The 16011-nt window shown below is 72.0% G+C and carries 15 protein-coding genes and 1 pseudogene; 6 read left to right on the plus strand and 10 right to left on the minus strand.

Annotated elements, in window-relative coordinates:
- Nucleotides 1-64: 64 nt before the first annotated feature.
- Nucleotides 65-1537, plus strand: a complete 1473-nt coding sequence (locus tag AC3YNX_RS14865) for a neutral zinc metallopeptidase (RefSeq protein WP_489995920.1) — start codon at nt 65-67, stop codon at nt 1535-1537.
- A gap of 16 nt (nt 1538-1553) precedes the next feature.
- Here the strand turns inward: AC3YNX_RS14865 and AC3YNX_RS14870 are convergent, their stop codons facing one another.
- The 5 genes from AC3YNX_RS14870 to AC3YNX_RS14890 form a co-directional block, all read right to left on the minus strand.
- Entirely contained in the window at nt 1554-2432 is an 879-nt protein-coding gene (locus AC3YNX_RS14870) for a co-chaperone YbbN (RefSeq protein WP_489983490.1), read from the minus strand.
- 86 nt (nt 2433-2518) lie between these two features.
- Nucleotides 2519-2821, minus strand: coding sequence for a thiamine-binding protein (locus AC3YNX_RS14875; RefSeq protein ID WP_489995921.1), 303 nt, complete (start codon nt 2819-2821; stop codon nt 2519-2521).
- Entirely contained in the window at nt 2818-3183 is a 366-nt protein-coding gene (locus AC3YNX_RS14880) for a DUF3817 domain-containing protein (RefSeq protein WP_127782636.1), read from the minus strand. Before AC3YNX_RS14880 ends, AC3YNX_RS14875 begins: the two co-directional genes overlap by 4 nt.
- A gap of 72 nt (nt 3184-3255) precedes the next feature.
- Nucleotides 3256-4242, minus strand: a complete 987-nt coding sequence (gene meaB, locus AC3YNX_RS14885) for a methylmalonyl Co-A mutase-associated GTPase MeaB (protein WP_489995922.1) — start codon at nt 4240-4242, stop codon at nt 3256-3258.
- Nucleotides 4243-4245: 3 nt separating this feature from the next.
- Nucleotides 4246-5469: an acetyl-CoA C-acetyltransferase gene (locus AC3YNX_RS14890; protein WP_127782634.1), complete on the minus strand. Its 1224-nt coding sequence runs from the start codon at nt 5467-5469 to the stop codon at nt 4246-4248.
- 147 nt (nt 5470-5616) lie between these two features.
- Here AC3YNX_RS14890 and mce point away from each other — a divergent pair, with 147 nt between their 5' ends.
- The 3 genes from mce (at nt 5617) to AC3YNX_RS14905 (ending at nt 9103) form a co-directional block, all read left to right on the plus strand.
- A complete protein-coding gene (gene mce, locus AC3YNX_RS14895) occupies nt 5617-6090 on the plus strand; it encodes a methylmalonyl-CoA epimerase (RefSeq protein WP_127782633.1) in 474 nt (157 codons plus the stop codon).
- 178 nt (nt 6091-6268) lie between these two features.
- Nucleotides 6269-7600: a crotonyl-CoA carboxylase/reductase gene (gene ccrA, locus AC3YNX_RS14900; protein ID WP_127782632.1), complete on the plus strand. Its 1332-nt coding sequence runs from the start codon at nt 6269-6271 to the stop codon at nt 7598-7600.
- 60 nt (nt 7601-7660) lie between these two features.
- Complete coding sequence (locus tag AC3YNX_RS14905; RefSeq protein ID WP_489995923.1) at nt 7661-9103, plus strand: coiled-coil domain-containing protein; 1443 nt, start codon at nt 7661-7663, stop codon at nt 9101-9103.
- A gap of 15 nt (nt 9104-9118) precedes the next feature.
- Here the strand turns inward: AC3YNX_RS14905 and AC3YNX_RS14910 are convergent, their stop codons facing one another.
- From AC3YNX_RS14910 to AC3YNX_RS14925, 4 genes and pseudogenes are all read right to left on the minus strand, one after another.
- Entirely contained in the window at nt 9119-9454 is a 336-nt protein-coding gene (locus AC3YNX_RS14910) for an Rv1322 family protein (protein ID WP_489995924.1), read from the minus strand.
- 22 nt (nt 9455-9476) lie between these two features.
- On the minus strand, nt 9477-10322 hold the full coding sequence (locus AC3YNX_RS14915) for a 3-hydroxyacyl-CoA dehydrogenase family protein (protein WP_206518208.1): 846 nt from the start codon (nt 10320-10322) through the stop codon (nt 9477-9479).
- A 93-nt stretch (nt 10323-10415) separates the two neighbouring features.
- Nucleotides 10416-11255, minus strand: a pseudogene (locus AC3YNX_RS14920) (3-hydroxyacyl-CoA dehydrogenase family protein); the annotation flags it as partial.
- 89 nt (nt 11256-11344) lie between these two features.
- Nucleotides 11345-11800: a GAF domain-containing protein gene (locus AC3YNX_RS14925; RefSeq protein WP_489995961.1), complete on the minus strand. Its 456-nt coding sequence runs from the start codon at nt 11798-11800 to the stop codon at nt 11345-11347.
- 134 nt (nt 11801-11934) lie between these two features.
- Between AC3YNX_RS14925 and AC3YNX_RS14930 the strand changes: the two genes are divergently transcribed.
- Nucleotides 11935-14529: a helix-turn-helix transcriptional regulator gene (locus tag AC3YNX_RS14930; RefSeq protein WP_489995925.1), complete on the plus strand. Its 2595-nt coding sequence runs from the start codon at nt 11935-11937 to the stop codon at nt 14527-14529.
- Nucleotides 14530-14652: 123 nt separating this feature from the next.
- Nucleotides 14653-15108, plus strand: a complete 456-nt coding sequence (locus tag AC3YNX_RS14935) for a DUF7144 family membrane protein (protein ID WP_489983429.1) — start codon at nt 14653-14655, stop codon at nt 15106-15108.
- Here AC3YNX_RS14935 and nucS read toward each other — a convergent pair whose 3' ends face one another.
- On the minus strand, nt 15109-15822 hold the full coding sequence (gene nucS, locus AC3YNX_RS14940) for an endonuclease NucS (RefSeq protein ID WP_127782626.1): 714 nt from the start codon (nt 15820-15822) through the stop codon (nt 15109-15111). It lies immediately after the preceding gene.
- Between the last annotated feature and the right edge of the window lie 189 nt (nt 15823-16011).

Consider the following 16011-nt stretch of genomic DNA (forward strand, 5'->3'; position numbering starts at 1 on the left):
GTCCACCCCGGCGCCACTGACAGATAGGATCCCGCCACAGTCGGTGACGTCGGGGGGACCAGGAATGAACAGCTCGCGCACACCCGCTGCACCGCAGCGCAGCAGCCGGTCTCGAGGCGCTGCGCTGTGGGGCACCGTGCTGCTGGTGCTCACGCTGGCCACGGGGTGCTCCACCGTGGTGAACGGCTCCGCCACGTCCATCTACTCCGACCCGCAGCTGGTCAGCGGGTTGCGGGTGAGCGAGGGACCCAGCGGGCCGCGCAACGGGGTGGGTCGGGCAGACCTGGCCGTCCGGGGCATCAGCGACGACCCGGTGGACACCCTCGCCGTCAACGCGGTGGCCGACGCGGAGGCGTTCTGGCAGGAGACCTACCCGGCGGTGTTCGGCAGCCCGCTGGAGAAGGTGGAGAAGCTGGTCTCCTACGACTCCTCCGTCGACAGCGACGAGGAGATCTGCGGCGCCGACACCTACAAGCTGGTCAACGCCTTCTACTGCTCCACCGAGCACCTCATCGGCTGGGACCGCGGCAAGCTGCTGCCGGCCATCGAGAGCCGCTTCGGCGCCATGGGCGTGGTCACGGTGCTCGCCCACGAGTACGGCCACGCCGTCCAGCGCCGCGCCAAGCTCAACGCCAAGGCGCCCACCCTGGTCACCGAGCAGCAGGCCGACTGCTTCGGTGGAGCCTTCATGCGCACCGTGGCGGAGGGCAAGGCCAAGCACTTCACGCTGAACACCGCCAACGGCCTCAACGCCGTGCTGGCCACCACCATCGCCGTGCGCGACAAGGAGGGCATGGCGCCGTCGGACAAGCGCGCGCACGGCAGCGCGTTCGACCGGGTGAGCGCCTTCCAGTTCGGCTTCACCGACGGCGCCGCCCGCTGCGCGAAGATCGACACCGAGGAGGTGCGCAAGCGGATCGCCAACCTGCCCAACAAGTTCGACTCCTCCTCCGACACCGGCGAGCTCGCGGTGACCGAGCGCAACGTTGGCTCAGTCATCGAGTCCCTGAAGGAGAGCTTCCGCAGCAACAACGTGGCCGAGCCGACCGTCAGCTACACCGACACCGGCCCGTGCGCCGACGCCAAGTCGACCCCGCCGGTGTCCTACTGCCCGGCCACCAACACCCTCACCGTGGACGTGCCCGGGCTGGCCGCGCGGGCGGAGAAGGCTGACGACACGGACAACGACGCCCTGCCGGACAGCGTCAGCGGCGACTTCAGCGCCTACGTGCTGCTGGCCTCCCGCTACACCCTGGCGGTCCAGAAGGGGCTGGGCGCGAGCCTGGACGGTGAGCTGGTGGGTCTGCGCAGCGCCTGCTACGCGGGCGGCTACGCGGCCGCCACCTCCGAGCCCACCGGCACCCTGCGGCTGTCCCCCGGCGACCTGGACGAGGCGGTCAGCGGACTGCTCACCGACGGGCTGGCGGCCAGCGACGTCAACGGCAAGGAGGCCCCCAGCGGGTTCACCCGCGTGGAGGCCTTCCGCACCGGAGTGCTCGACGGTGCCGCGACCTGCGCCACCGTCTACGGAGGCTGAGCCTGCGCCGCCCGGTCTAGTACAGGGCGCTGGCCAGCTTGCGCCGGGCGGCGACCACCAACGGCTCGCTGGGCTCGAACAGCTCGAAGAGGCTGAGCAGCCGGGAGCGCGGCACGTCCTTGTCAGCGCCAGTGCTGCGGCGCACCGTCTCCACCAACCGGGTGAACGCCGCCTCCACCTGCTGGTTGGCCAGCTCCGCGTCGGCAGCGGCCAGCTGGGCCTGCACGTCAGCGGGGTTGGCGTCGGCCACGGCCACCGCGTCGGCGGACACGGTCTCCAGCCGGGCCATGAACCGGATCTGCGCCAGCGCGGCAGCGGCCTCGGCGTTGCCGGGCTCGGAGTCGAGCACCCGCTGGTAGGCCGCCTCGGCGCCGGCGAGGTCACCGGTCTCCAGCGCCTGCTCGGCCTCCAGGAAGCGCGGGTCCTGGGGCTCCTCGGCCACCGCCGCGCCCTCGGTAGGCACACCAGCACCGGGCAGCCGGTCCTTCAGCGCGGCGAGCAGGCTGTCGATCCAGGCCTGCACCTGCTCCTCCGGCTGCGGCCCGGCGAAGGCCTGCACGGGCTGGCCGAGGGCCACCGCCACGACCGTGGGCAGCGCCTTCACCTCGAACAGCTCGGCGATGCGGGGGCTCTGCTCGATGTCCACCTTGGCCAGCGTCCACGCACCGCCGCTGGCTGCGGCCAGTCGGTCCATGGTGGGCAGCAGCTGCTGCGACGGCGGGTCCCAGCTGGCGTGCAGCACCACGATGACCAGGCTCTGCATGGAGCGGTCCACCACGTCGGCCTGGAAGCTGGCCTCGGTGACGGTGAGGCCAGCCGACGCCGCGGCGCCGGGTGCAGACGGCGGCGCCTCCGCGCGCGCCTTGAGAGCCGAGAGGTCCACCGCGCCGGACATGGCCGGGGCTGGTGCGGGACGGGGTCCTGGACGAGTCACGTCGCCAATTTTGACACGTTTGGCGGTACGAGGCCGCCAGGGGTCGGCTAGTCCTGCGCGAGCCGGTCCTGCACTCGCGCCACCTTGGCGGTGAGCTGGCCGGTGTAGCCGGGACGGATGTCGGCCTTGATCACCACGCTGGTGCGCGGGGAGGTCTCGGTGACGACGTCCACGGCGCGCTTGACCACGGCCATCACCTCGTCCCACTCCCCCTCGATGCAGGTGAACATCGACGACAGCTCGTAGGGCAGCCCGGAGTCCCGGACCACCCGCACCGCGGCGGCGACCGCCTCGCTGACGCTGCCGTCGGGCGAGCCGCCGCTGGGGCTGACGCTGAAGGCGACGATCACCGCGCGACGCGCTCCGAGGTCGGCGCCCCCGGCGTCGTGCCCGCGGCGCGGTCACCGAGCAGGCCGCGCTTGTCCGCCCAGCGCTCGAAGATGATGGATCCGAAGGGCGGGACGCTGGCCACCAGGGCCAGCGCGGTGACCTTCACGTCCCAGCGCAGGGCGAGCATCGTCAGCAGGGCGACGATGACGTAGGCGACGAACGCGGCGCCGTGGATGGGGCCCATCACGGGGACGCCGGCCTCCATGTCCAGCACCCACTTGAAGAACATCGCCACCAGCAGACCGGCCCAGGAGAGTGCCTCCAGGACGGCGACCAGGCGAAAACGGGCTGCGGGCGTGCGGAGGTCGAATGCAGAAGCCATGCGCTCAGTGTGCCTGGTGACGGCGCTCACCACGCCCCCGGCCCCAACCGGACGTTTCCGGCAAGCGCCTGGTCAGGGGGTGGTGTCGAGGGTGCGGACCACCTCGTCGGCCGCCGCGTACGGGTCGAGCTCACCGGCCAGGACCCGACCGGCCAGCGCCGACAGCGCCGAGCTGCCCGCCACGTCGGCCAGCCGCTCGCGCAGCGTCTGCAGGGCGATGGCCTCCACCTCGGTCTGCGCCCGGTGCTGGCGACGACGCTCGAGCTCGCCGTTGCCGACCATCCACGCGCGGTGCTCGGCGATGGCCTCCACCACGTCCTTGACCCCCTCGCCCCGGTCGGCGACGGTGCGCACCACCGGCGGGCGCCAGGACGGCCCGGTGAGCTCCTGGCGACCCAGGGAGATCATGTGCTTGAGCTCGCGCGCGGTGCGGTCGGCCCCGTCCCGGTCGGCCTTGTTCACCACGAACACGTCGGCGATCTCCAGGATGCCGGCCTTGGCCGCCTGGATGCCGTCACCCATCCCCGGCGCCACCAGCACCAGCGTGGTGTCGGCCAGGGAGACGACGTCCACCTCGGACTGGCCCACGCCCACCGTCTCCACCAGCACCACGTCGAAGCCCACGGCGTCCAGCACGCGCAGGGCCTGCGGCGCTGCCCAGCTGAGGCCACCGAGGTGTCCGCGAGTGGCCATGGACCGGATGAACACGTCGGGGTCGGTGGCGTGCACCTGCATCCGGATGCGGTCGCCCAGCAGGGCACCGCCGGAGAACGGGGAGGACGGGTCGATCGCGAGCACGCCCACCCGGTGTCCGGCCTCGCGGTAGGCCGAGACCAGCGCGGCGGTGGACGTGGACTTCCCGACGCCGGGCGAGCCGGTCAGGCCGATCACCTGTGCGGTGCCGGCGTGGGGGGCGAGCGCCGCAGCCACCTCGCGCAGCTGCGGGCTCGCGTCCTCCACCAGCGAGATCAGCTGGGCAACCGCACGCGGCTGCCCAGCTCGAGCCCGCTCGACCAGCGCGGCGACGTCGAGCTCTCGTCGCCGAGAGCTCGACGTCACGGGTCAGCCCTTGGCCGGAACGCGGAGGATGAGCGCGTCGCCCTGGCCGCCACCACCGCACAGCGCCGCCACACCGGTGCCGCCACCGCGGCGGGCCAGCTCGTGGGCCAGCGTCAGGGTGATCCGAGCGCCGGACATCCCGATCGGGTGCCCGTAGGCCAGCGCGCCGCCGTTGACGTTGACCTTGTCCTCGTCCAGGCCGAGCTCGCGCATGGAGACGATGCCGACCGCGGCGAAGGCCTCGTTGATCTCGACCAGGTCGAGATCGGTTGGGCTGATGCCCTCGCGCTCGCACGCCTTGGCGATGGCGCGGGAGGGCTGCGACTGCAGGGTGGAGTCCGGTCCGGCGACCACGCCGTGCGGGCCGATCTCGGCCAGCCACTCCAGGCCCAGCTCCTCCGCCTTGGCCTTGCTCATCACCACGACGGCACAGGCACCGTCGGAGATCTGGGAGGACGAGCCGGCGGTGATGGTGCCGTCCTTGCGGAAGGACGGACGCAGCTTGCCCAGCGACTCCACAGTGGTGTCGGCGCGGATGCCCTCGTCGAACTTGAACTCCACCGGGTCGCCCTTGCGCTGCGGGATGGAGACGCCGACGACCTCGTCGTCGAACAGGCCGTCCTTCCACGCCTTGGCCGCGCGCTCGTGGGAGCGGGCCGCGTAGGCGTCCTGCTCCTCGCGGGTGATCTTGTCCTCGTCGTTGCGCTGCTCGGTGAGCAGGCCCATGGCCTGGTCGGTGAACGCGTCGTGCAGGCCGTCGTAGGCCATGTGGTCGACCATGGTGACGTCGCCGTACTTGAAGCCCTCGCGGCTCTTGGCCAGCAGGTGCGGCGCCTGGGTCATGGACTCCTGGCCGCCGGCGACGACGACGTCGAACTCCCCGGCGCGGATCATCTGGTCGGCCAGCGCGATGGCGTCGATGCCGGACAGGCAGACCTTGTTGATGTTCAGCGCGGGCACCGACATCGGGATGCCGGCGGCCGTGGCGGCCTGGCGGGCGGGCATCTGGCCGGCTCCGGCGGTGAGGACCTGGCCCATGACCACGTACTCGACCTGCTCGGGGGCCACGCCCGCCTTCTCCAGCGCGCCCTTGATCGCGATGCCGCCGAGGTCGGCACCGGAGAAGTTCTTCAGCGAGCCGAGGAGGCGGCCCATCGGGGTGCGAGCCCCGGCAACGATCACAGATCCGGACGTGGATGAAGCAGACACGGAAGCCTCCAGCAGCATTGCGGTCAGGTGAGCGTGAGAATACTCGTCGGTAACAAGTATGCCGCGCCCAGTGTTGCGGCCGCCACACTCGCCCCTCGGGGCCGCCGCCGGCGACACCGTCGGCCACGGTTACCCGCCGACTGGCGCGGTGGCTAGGTTGTGGCCATGACTACTTCTGCCAAGGACAATCCCCCCGCCCTGCCCGCCCTGGGCGACTCCGCGCTCGTCACCGCCATCGACCACGTCGGCGTGGCCGTCCCCGACCTGGACGTGGCCATCGCCTGGTACCGCGACGTGCTCGGCCTGGAGGTCACCCACCAGGAGGTCAACGAGGAGCAGGGCGTGCGCGAGGCGATGGTCGGCGTCGGCAACGCCCAGGTGCAGCTGCTCGCTCCGCTGTCCCCGGAGTCCACCATCGCCAAGTTCATCGACCGCAACGGCCCGGGCCTGCAGCAGCTGGCCTACCGCGTCACCGACGTGGAGGCCGTCGCCCAGGCCCTGCGCGACAAGGGCCTGCGCCTGCTCTACGACACCCCCCGCCGTGGCACCTCCAACTCCCGGGTCAACTTCGTGCACCCCAAGGACGCCGGCGGCGTGCTCGTCGAGCTGGTCGAGCCGGCTGCCGCCAGCGAGCACTAGCGGCGGCGAGACCACCGGAACCGGGGCGCCCGGGCCGACACCACGCGAGGTCGGCTCGGGCGCAGCACCATTCGCGGTGTGTCGATGACCACCTGTTCGCCCCGGCGGGTTACCAGTCGGTAACATTCCCGCCGACTTGTTCCCCGGCGCCGTCTGGCGTCCTACGGAGGTGTGTCCTGTGGATGAGATTCTCGCCGCGATCCAGGCCGACAAGCTGGACGAGATCGGCTCGCTGCCCCTGCCCAAGACCTACCGCGCGGTGACCGTGCACGCGGACGAGGCCAACATGTTCGAGGGCCGCACCACCCGGGAGAAGGACCCCCGGGAGTCCCTGCACGTGGAGGACGTCCCCACCCCCGAGCTCGGCCCCGGCGAGGCGATCATCGCCGTGATGGCCAGCTCCATCAACTACAACACCGTGTGGACGTCGATCTTCGAGCCCGTCTCCACGTTCAGCTTCCTCAAGCGCTACGGCAAGCTCAACGAGCTCACCAAGCGGCACGACCTGCCGTACCACGTCATCGGCTCCGACCTGGCCGGCGTCGTGCTGCGCACCGGCCCGGGCGTCAGCGCCTGGAAGCCCGGTGACGAGGTGGTCGCGCACTGCCTGTCCGTCGAGCTGGAGAGCCCGGACGGCCACAACGACACGATGCTGGACAACCAGCAGCGCATCTGGGGCTTCGAGACCAACTTCGGTGGGCTCGCGCACCTGTCGCTGGTCAAGTCCAACCAGCTGATGCCGAAGCCGGCCCACCTCACCTGGGAGGAGGCCGCCTCCCCCGGCCTGGTCAACTCCACCGCCTACCGTCAGCTGGTCAGCCGCAACGGTGCCGACATGAAGCAGGGCGACACCGTCCTGATCTGGGGCGCCTCGGGTGGCCTGGGCTCCTACGCCACGCAGATGGCCCTCAACGGTGGCGCCATCCCGATCTGCGTCGTCTCCAGCCCGGAGAAGGCTGAGATCTGCCGCAAGATGGGCGCGGAGCTGATCATCGACCGCAACGCCGAGGACTACAAGTTCTGGTCGGACGAGCGCACCCAGGACCCCAAGGAGTGGCAGCGCTTCGGCAAGAAGATCCGGGAGCTCACCGGCGGTGAGGACCCGGACATCGTGTTCGAGCACCCGGGCCGCGAGACCTTCGGCGCCAGCGTCTACGTCGCCCGCAAGGGTGGCACCATCGTCACCTGCGCCTCCACCAGCGGCTACATGCACGAGTACGACAACCGCTACCTGTGGATGAACCTCAAGCGCATCGTGAGCTCGCACTTCGCCAACTACCGCGAGTCCTACGAGGCCAACCGGCTGATCAGCAAGGGCCTGGTGCACCCCACGCTGTCGCGGGTGTACCCGATGGACGAGGTGGGTCAGGCGGCCTACGACGTGCACCGCAACCTGCACCAGGGCAAGGTCGGCGTGCTCTGCCTGGCGCCCGAGGAGGGCCTCGGTGTGCGCGACACCGCGATGCGGGAGCGTCACATCGACGAGATCAACCGGTTCCGCGGCATCTAGGCGGCCCACTAGCGCGTGGGATGGCGACGACAGCGTACCGGCGCCGGTAGCGTATCGGGCATGGCATCGGAGCATGGTTTCTTTCCGGTAGACGGCCCCTTCGACCTGGTTCGTCGTGGTTACGACCGCGAGCAGGTGAACGACCACCTGCAGCGGCTCGATGCCGAGCTCCGGGTCACCGCTGCCGACCGGGACGCTGTCGCCGCCCAGGTCGCGGACCTCTCCAGCCAGCTGGAGGAGGCCCGCGCCGAGGTCGAGAACCTCAGCAGCCAGCTGGACAGCATCGTGTCCGGCCTGGACAGCACGGCTGGGCTCAGCGACCGCATGCTGCGGATGCTGCGCCTGGCCCACGACGAGGCTTCCGAGATCAAGGCGCGGGCCGAGGCCGACTCCGCGGAGATGCGGTCAGTGGCCGAGCAGGAGGCTGCCGAGATCCGGGCGAGCGCCGAGCAGGACGTGGCCGACCTTCGGGAGCGCTCCGAGCAGCAGATCCTCTGGCTCCGTGCGGAGGCCACCGAGCTGCGCACGCGGGCCGAGCGCGAGGCCACCGAGCTGCGCACCCGTACCGAGCGGGAGGCCTCCGAGCTGCGCTCGGTGACCGAGCAGGAGGTCGGCGAGCTGCGGGCGCACGCCGCGCAGGAGGTGGCTCGCTGGCGGGCCGACTCCGAGCGGGAGGTGGCCGAGCTCAAGCGCGTCACCGAGCGTGACGTCCGCGAGCTCAGGTCCACCACCGAGCACGACGTCGCCGTCCTGCAGGAGGAGAGCGCCCGCCAGATCGCCGAGCTGAAGGCGCATTGGGACCAGCAGATCCGGGAGGCCGACCACCGCAGGGCGGCCATGGAGAACCAGCACACCTCCACCATGCGCAAGGCCAACGACGAGGCAACCGAGATCGTGCGCAGTGCCGAGGCGGAGGCCGCCCGCATCGCCCACGAGGAGGACGCCCGCCAGCAGCGGGTCCAGGAGGACTTCGAGCTGGCGATGTCCTCGCGCCGCTCGGAGTCGATCCGCGCCGTGCAGGCACAGGAGGCGACGAGCAAGGCGGAGGCCGAGCGCCGCGTCCGCGACGCCACCACCGAGGCCCAGCGGCGGCTGCAGCGCGCCACCGAGCAGGCCGAGCAGCGCACCGAGGCCGCCAAGGAGAAGGTGCGTGAGCTGGCCGCGCTGCGGGAGCGGGTGGGCGAGCAGCTGGTCGCGGTTCGGGACGTCCTCGCGGACCTGCCCGCGATGCTGGCGGCGCCGCACGACGAGGCGGTCCAGCTGGCCGGCGACTACACCAGCGCCTCAGCCGCGGCCGCGGCCCGCACGGCGGAGGAGGCCGAGGTCGAGGCAGCAGTCGCACCTCAGCCCAGCGGCGCACCCGACACGGCCGGACGGGGCAGCGTGGGTGGGCAGCACCCCGAGCAGGGGGAGTCCGAGCAGGACGAGCCCGGCTCTGCGACGAGCAAGCCCCGGCCGTCGCCGCGCTCTGGTGCCGAGCAGCCGGCGGGTCAGCCCCGCTAGCCGGTCAGCTCACCCTCACGACCAGCGGCGGGTCAGGCCACGCCGTCCGCGGCCCGCCCAGCACCCGTTGTGCCAGTGCCTGCGGTCCTCCACACCTGCGGGGTCATCAGTCCGCCACGCCACCACGTGCGCGACCCCGGCGGCGATGGTGTGGTCGCAGCCCGGGCACCGGTAGAACTTTCCGGCCCCCGACGCAGGGACGGGCCGGACGGCCCACTCGCCGTCCGGCCCGCTCTCGGAACGGGTGCCCGCCCCGAAACCCCTGGCCCCGACACCCTCAGCCCCGACACCCCTGGCCGCCGCAGCGGAGGTGGGACCGCTGCGGCGCCGGGGGTGGTTGTGTCGGGGCACTGTTCTCGCTGACCAGAGCTGGCTAGCTGTAGTCCCGGAAGCCCTTGCCGGTCTTGCGACCCAGGCGACCCGCCGTCACCAGGTGCTCCAGCAGGGGCGCCGGGGCCAGGCCGGCGTCGCGGAACTCGTTGTACAGCGTCTTCTCGATGGCCAGGGAGACGTCCAGGCCCACCACGTCCAGCAGCTGGAACGGCCCCATCGGCAGGCGGCAGCCCAGGCGCATGGCCGTGTCGATGTCGTCGGCGCTGGCGTAGTGCGCCTCGAGCATGCTCACCGCGTCGTTGAGGTACGGGAACAGCAGCGCGTTGACGATGAAGCCGGCACGGTCACCGCAGTGCACCGGCACCTTCTTCAGGTCCAGGCACAGCTTCTGGGCGGTGGCGATCACGTCGGCGTCGGTGGAGACGGTGTGCACGATCTCCACCAGCTTCATCACCGGTGCCGGGTTGAAGAAGTGCAGGCCCACCACGTCGCCGGGGCGCTTGGTGGCGGCCGCGCACTCCACCACCGGCAGCGAGGAGGTGGTGGTGGCCAGGATCGCGCCCGGCTTGCACACCTCGTCGAGGGTGGTGAACACCGAGCGCTTGACCTCGAGGTCCTCGGCGACGGCCTCGACCACCAGGTCCACGGTGGAGAAGTCCTCCAGCGCCGCGGTGGGGGTGACCCGGGCCAGGATGGTGTCGCGGTCGGCCTCGGACAGCCGACCCTTCTTCACCGCGCGGTCCAGCGACTTCTGCACGGCGCCCACGGCGGCCTGCGCCTTCTCCGTGGTGCGGCCGCGCAGCAGCACGTCGTGGCCGGCCTTGGCGAAGACCTCGACGATGCCGGTGGCCATGGTTCCGGTGCCCACCACGCCGACCGAGGAGATCGTCCGGGTGGGCACGCTCTCGTCCACGGCCGCGGCCGCGGTGGAGGCGTCCGCGACGACCTCGGAGGAGTCCGGCGCGGCGTAGGTGTAGAAGCCGCGGCCGGACTTCCGGCCCAGCAGGCCGGCGGTGATCATCTGCTTGAACAGCGGGGCCGGTGCGTGCAGCCGGTTGCGCGACTGGTGGTACATCGAGTCGAGGATCTCGTAGGCGGTGTCCAGGCCGATGAGGTCGAGCAGGGCCAGCGGGCCCATCGGGTAGCCACAGCCGTAGCGCATGCCGGCGTCGATGTCCTCGCGGCTGGCGTACTTGGCCTCCAGCATCCGCGCGGCGTGGTTGAGGTAGCCGAAGAGCAGGGCGTTGGCGATGAAGCCCGCACGGTCACCGATGACCACGGGGGTCTTGCCGATCTTCTCGGCCAGCGCGGTGACGTCGTCGATCACGTCGGGCTCGGTGACGACCGTGCGCACCACCTCGACGAGCTCCTGCACCGGCGCGGGGTTGAAGAAGTGCATGCCGACCACGCGGCCGGGGCGCTGGGTCTGCACGCCCAGCTCGGTGATCGACAGCGAGGAGGTGTTGGAGGCCAGGATGACCTCGGGACGCACGATCTCGTCCAGCTTCTTGAGCAGCTCGGCCTTGAGCGCGAGCTTCTCCGGGATGGCCTCGATGACGAAGTCGGCGTCGACGAGGTCGCTCAGGTCGGTGCTGAAGGTGATGCGGCCCAGGATGGCCTGCTGGTCCTCGGCGGAGAGCTTGCCGCGGGTCACCGCACGCTCGGTGGAGTGGTCGAGGTGCTGACGACCCCGCTCCTGACCGGCCGCGTCGTGCTCCACGGCAACCACGCTGAAGCCGCTACGGGCCAGTACTTCGGTGATGCCCGCACCCATGGTGCCCAGGCCGACAACTCCGATGGTCGAGAACTCGCGCGCCACGTCTCAGGTCTCCCGATTCGTCGAGGGCGACGGCAACGCTTGTTACCGCCGAGTAGCCAACAGCATGTTCCCACAGATCGGCGCCGCGATCAGCGTGGGTCGGACCAGAGCCGTGCCGTCTGCTCGGCCACCCTCCCGTCGTGGGTCTGCTGGAAGTTGCGCCCGCCGCGAGCGAAGGTCTGCAGGGTGGCTGCGGGCACCTCGGGCTCGGGCACCGGCGTCTCCCGCCACTGGCAGTCGCGCACGTGCACCAGGTCCACCGCCGCCGCCTCGGGGCTGCCGTCGTAGCGGTACGGACCGTCCAGCCGGCCCAGCCAGTAGCTGCCCTCGGCGTCGCGCGTCCACACGAACGACCCGTCGGGGACGGCGCCGAACCGCTCCAGCCGCCGTGCGGTGCGCTCGTCGAGCTCGGCTGCCGCGCGCTCCACGGCGGTGGCGAGGTCGGCCGGGACCAGGCTCAGCACTCCGCCCGTCCCGCACACCCCCAGGGCCAGGGCGCGAGCGACGCTGGGACCGGGGCCGGCGTCCTCCCGGCGGGAGTGCATCGGCGCCCGGAACACCGGGGGGTGGGCATCTCGGGAGCGTAGTGCGCCGCAGCCCCCGCGTAGCGTGGGAGGTGCGGCGCACCTGCGGGCTGGGCGCTGACCAGCGCGGACGAACGGACGGGTGTCTGGGCGACATGGCAGGCGCGAGCGAGGGTGGGGCCGACCAGCCGGGTTCCGTCCCGGTCCTGGCCACCACGCTGCACCCGAGCCCCTACCCGGCCGATCCGCTGGTGCGGCCACGGCTGCTGGACCTGCTCACCACAGGCGTGCAGCAGACGCCGCTGACGCTGGTGAGCGCACCACCGGGGTCGGGCAAGACCGTGCTGGCCGCCTCGTGGACCCGGGCCCACCCGCTGCCGTGGCCGGTGGCCTGGCTGAGCGTGGACGACACCAACGACCAGCCCGCGTCGTTCTGGGCCTACCTGGCCGCTGCCCTGTCCAGCACCGGCGTGCAGCTGCCCAGCACCGCGGCCCCGCCACTGCGCGCGGAGGACACCGCGGGCTTTCTCGAGGCGCTGGCTGCGGACCTGCTGCGCTGCCCGCACCCGTTGGTGTGCGTCCTGGACGGCGCCGAGCACCTGCAGCACCGTGCGCTCGTCCGCGGGCTGGACACCCTGCTGCGCCACGCCGGCGCACGCCTGCGGCTGGTGCTGTGCGCCCGCGGGGACCCGCGGCTGCCGCTGCACCGGTACCGGGTTGCCGGCGCCATGACCGAGGTTCGCAGCGCCACGCTGGCCCTCGACGTGGCGGAGGCGCAGGCCCTGCTCACGGCCGCGGGGGCGCCAGCGTCCCGCGAGGTCGTGCAGACGGTGGTGGAGCGGACGCAGGGATGGGCAGCCGGGGTGCGCCTGGCCGCAGCCGCCCTGGTCCAGGACGCCGACCCGCTGCGCTGCCTGCAGGCGCTGGAGCACGACGACGGCAGCATCAGCGAGTACCTGCGGGCGGAGGTGCTGGAGGTTCAACCACCCGAGGTCCAGCGGGCGCTGCTGCGCTCCAGCGTCTCCGAGCGGGTGTGGCCGCAGCTGTTGGACCTGCTCACCGAGGGCACCGACAGCCGCCGCACCCTGGCCGCGCTGGCCCGGGCCAACGCCTTCGTGGAGCGCTGCCCCACCTCCACCGGCGCCTACCAGGTGCACCCGCTGTTTCGCCGGTGCCTGCGCCACCTGCTGGAGGCGGAGTCGGCGTCGGTGGTGCCCGAGCTGCACCGCCGGTGCGCCGGGTGGTTCGCCGCCGCACGCTCCCCCGTCGCCGCCGCCCAGCACGCCGGTGCTGCCGGGGACTGGGCGCACGTGGCGGAGCTGCTGGTGGAGGGCGTCGGCGCGGGAGCGCTCCTGCTGCGCGAGGACGGTGCCGCCCACACCCTGCTGACCGCCCTGCCCGAGAACACTCACGGAGACGCGGCCGCGGTGCTGCGCACGGCCCGGACGGTACGGGCACGCGGTGCGGTGTCCACGGCGGACGTCGGCCGGCTCCGTGCCCTGGCGCTGGACCCGATGGCCTCGTCGCCGCTGGCCACCTCCGCAGCCGCGGTGCACGCCCTGGTCACCGGGGAGGTGCCCGACGACGGTGGTGACCCCACGGCGCAGACGCTCGCCGGGTGGGCCCGGGCCCGCACCGGGCTGGGTGGTGACCGGGTGGAGGCGGCCGTCGACGAGCTGCGCGCGGCCCTGGCCCTCAGCGACACCGACCAGGCCGAACGGATGCAGCGGGAGTGCGTCGGCGACCTGGCCCTGCTCGAGGCGCTGCGCGGGCAGCTGGGCAGCGGACTGCGCCTGGCCAGCACTGCCGAGGACCTCGCGGAGCGCGCCGGGCTGAGCTCGACCGACCGGGCCGCGACGCCGGCACTGGCGCTGGCCTGGGTGCACGCCGAGCAGCACGCCCTGCCCGCGGCTCAGCACTGGGTGCGGGTGGCACAGGACCGGCTGGACGACAGCTCGTGGCTGCAGCCGCTGGTCTCCGCCACCTGGGCACGGGTGCACCGGCTGCACCGCCGGCTGGCCGAGGCTGAGCGCGCACTGGCCGACGAGCAGGGCGCGGCTGCGCCCGGGCCCGCCTGGGTGCGCGAGCGGGCCACCGTCGAGCTCGCCCTGGTGCAGCTGGCCCGCCGTCGCCCCCACGACGCGGTGGCGACAGCGGCCACCGCCCGGGGCAGCAGGCGCGCCGAGGCGGTGCGGTCCCGAGCTCTCGCGGAGGTCGCCGCCCGCACCGGCACCGCGCCCCCGGCGCGGCAGCTGCCCGAGGACGCGGCCGACCTGGACGTGCAGGTGCAGGGCTGGATCGACGCCGCCGCAGCCGACCTCAGTGCGGGCGCCACCGGTTCCGCCGTGGAGCACACCGAGCGCGCCCTGGCCCTGGCCGAGCCCGAGCTCGCGCGGCGCCCGTTCGTGGAGGCCCCTGGCGCCCTGCGGCAGGTGCTGAGCACGGATCCGCGGCTGCGCGCCGCCGCCGGGTGGTTGCACCGGGACGGGTCGCCGAACCCGGCCGACCCCACTGCCCAGCTGGCCTCGTCCGAGGTTCCGCCCGGAGCCTCGTGCGTGGACGCGTTGAGCGACCGAGAGCTGGAGCTGCTGCGGCACCTGTCGGACCTGTTGTCCACCGAGGAGATCGCGGCGCGGATGTACATCTCCGTGCACACCGTGCGCACCCACGTGCGCAGCGTCCTGCGCAAGCTCGCGGTGCGGCGGCGCAACGAGGCGGTGCGCCGGGCCCGTGAGCTGCAGCTGATCTGAGCCGTGTGCCCGACTTGTGCAACGTCATCCGAAGAACTCACCCGCGGCGGGTGATGCCAGGGAGGTTCGTCTAGCGAACTGTGGGCGGGGAGGCATGCCGCGACCAACCCCGAGGAGCTCCCCGTGACTGAGAACCCTTCCGCACCCCGAACCGGTGCCGCCGCCCAGCGCCCCCGCAACGACGACGTCAGCCAGGGCTTCGCCGCGGGGGCCACCATCGCCGCTGCGGTGCTGCTGGTGGCGGTGGGCATCCTGCAGTTCCTGCAGGGCCTGTCGGCGCTGGCCGACGACGACATCCTCATCGTCGGGCCCGAGTACGTCTACACCCTGGACACCACGGCGTGGGGGTGGATCCACCTCATCGTCGGTGCGCTGCTGGCCATCACCGGCTTCTGCCTGTTCACCGGAGCGACCTGGGCGCGGGTGGTGGCCATCTTCATCGCCGCGATCTCGATCATTGCGAACTTCCTGTGGCTGCCGTACTACCCGGTGTGGTCGATCGTCCTCATCGCCATCGACGTGGTGATCATCTGGGCCGTGGCCACGTGGAACACCAACGACGGCTCCACCAGCTACTGACTAGAAGAGCGTGCCCTCGGTGCTCCGGCCGCGGAGCGCGTCGTAGTCCAGCACCACGCAGCGAATGCCGCGGTCCTCGGCCAGGGTCCGGGCCTGCGGAGCGATCATCTGGGCGGCCAGCACTCCGCTGACGGGAGCGAGCGAGGTGTCCCGGTTGAGCAGCTCGAGGTAGCGAGTGAGCTGCTCCACGGCATCGATGTTGGCGCGGCGCTTGATCTCCACCGCGGCGTAGCGGGGGGCGGGAGCGTCGCCAGCGGCTCCTCGGCTTCGCGTACGGGCGGGCACGGAGGAGTCGGTGGCAGTGCGACACAGCAGGTCGACGGGGCCGATCGCGGTGGGGTACTCACGGCGCACCAGGGTGTACTCCTCCCCCAGCGTCTGCACGTGCTCGGCGAGCAACACCTGCAGGTGCGCCTCCACGCCGTCCTTCACCAGGCCCGGGTCCACCCCCAGCTCGTGGCTGGAGTCGTGCAGGATCTCCTCGATGGTGATCGCCAGCGTCTCGCCGGCCTTGTTGGTGACGGTCCAGAGCCCGTCGGTCTCGCTGAGCCAGCAGGGCGGGCTCATCCAGTTCAGCGGCTTGTAGGCACGGTCGTCGGCATGGATGCTCACCGACCCGTCCGACTTCACCAGCAGCAGCCGGATGGCGCTCGGGAGGTGGGCGGTCAGCCGACCCACGTAGTTCACTTCGCAACGAGCAATCACTAGACGCACCCCGCAAGGGTAGGGGCAGTCGTCGCTGCACTCCCCGCCGCCCCACCCCCGCCGGGGCGCCCAGCTTCGTCACAGTGGCGCAACAGGTGCCCGCCTCTTTATAAAGGGCCCGGAACGCACGAAAGAGGATCCCCGCAAGGGGATCCTCTTTCGTGGTGGTGCAAATGATGTTCGGCGGCGTCCTACTCT

Source organism: Rhodococcus sp. Z13_19A (assembly GCF_058133575.1).

Coding starts and splice junctions, on each gene's coding strand:
- AC3YNX_RS14880 (WP_127782636.1), bottom strand. CDS start 3,183: ATGGCTTCTGCATTCGACCTCCGCACGCCCGCAGCCCGTTTTCGCCTG.
- AC3YNX_RS14905 (WP_489995923.1), top strand. CDS start 7,661: ATGGCATCGGAGCATGGTTTCTTTCCGGTAGACGGCCCCTTCGACCTG.
- AC3YNX_RS14930 (WP_489995925.1), top strand. CDS start 11,935: ATGGCAGGCGCGAGCGAGGGTGGGGCCGACCAGCCGGGTTCCGTCCCG.
- AC3YNX_RS14925 (WP_489995961.1), bottom strand. CDS start 11,800: ATGCACTCCCGCCGGGAGGACGCCGGCCCCGGTCCCAGCGTCGCTCGC.
- AC3YNX_RS14890 (WP_127782634.1), bottom strand. CDS start 5,469: ATGCTGCTGGAGGCTTCCGTGTCTGCTTCATCCACGTCCGGATCTGTG.
- AC3YNX_RS14865 (WP_489995920.1), top strand. CDS start 65: ATGAACAGCTCGCGCACACCCGCTGCACCGCAGCGCAGCAGCCGGTCT.
- mce (WP_127782633.1), top strand. CDS start 5,617: ATGACTACTTCTGCCAAGGACAATCCCCCCGCCCTGCCCGCCCTGGGC.
- AC3YNX_RS14870 (WP_489983490.1), bottom strand. CDS start 2,432: ATGTCCGGCGCGGTGGACCTCTCGGCTCTCAAGGCGCGCGCGGAGGCG.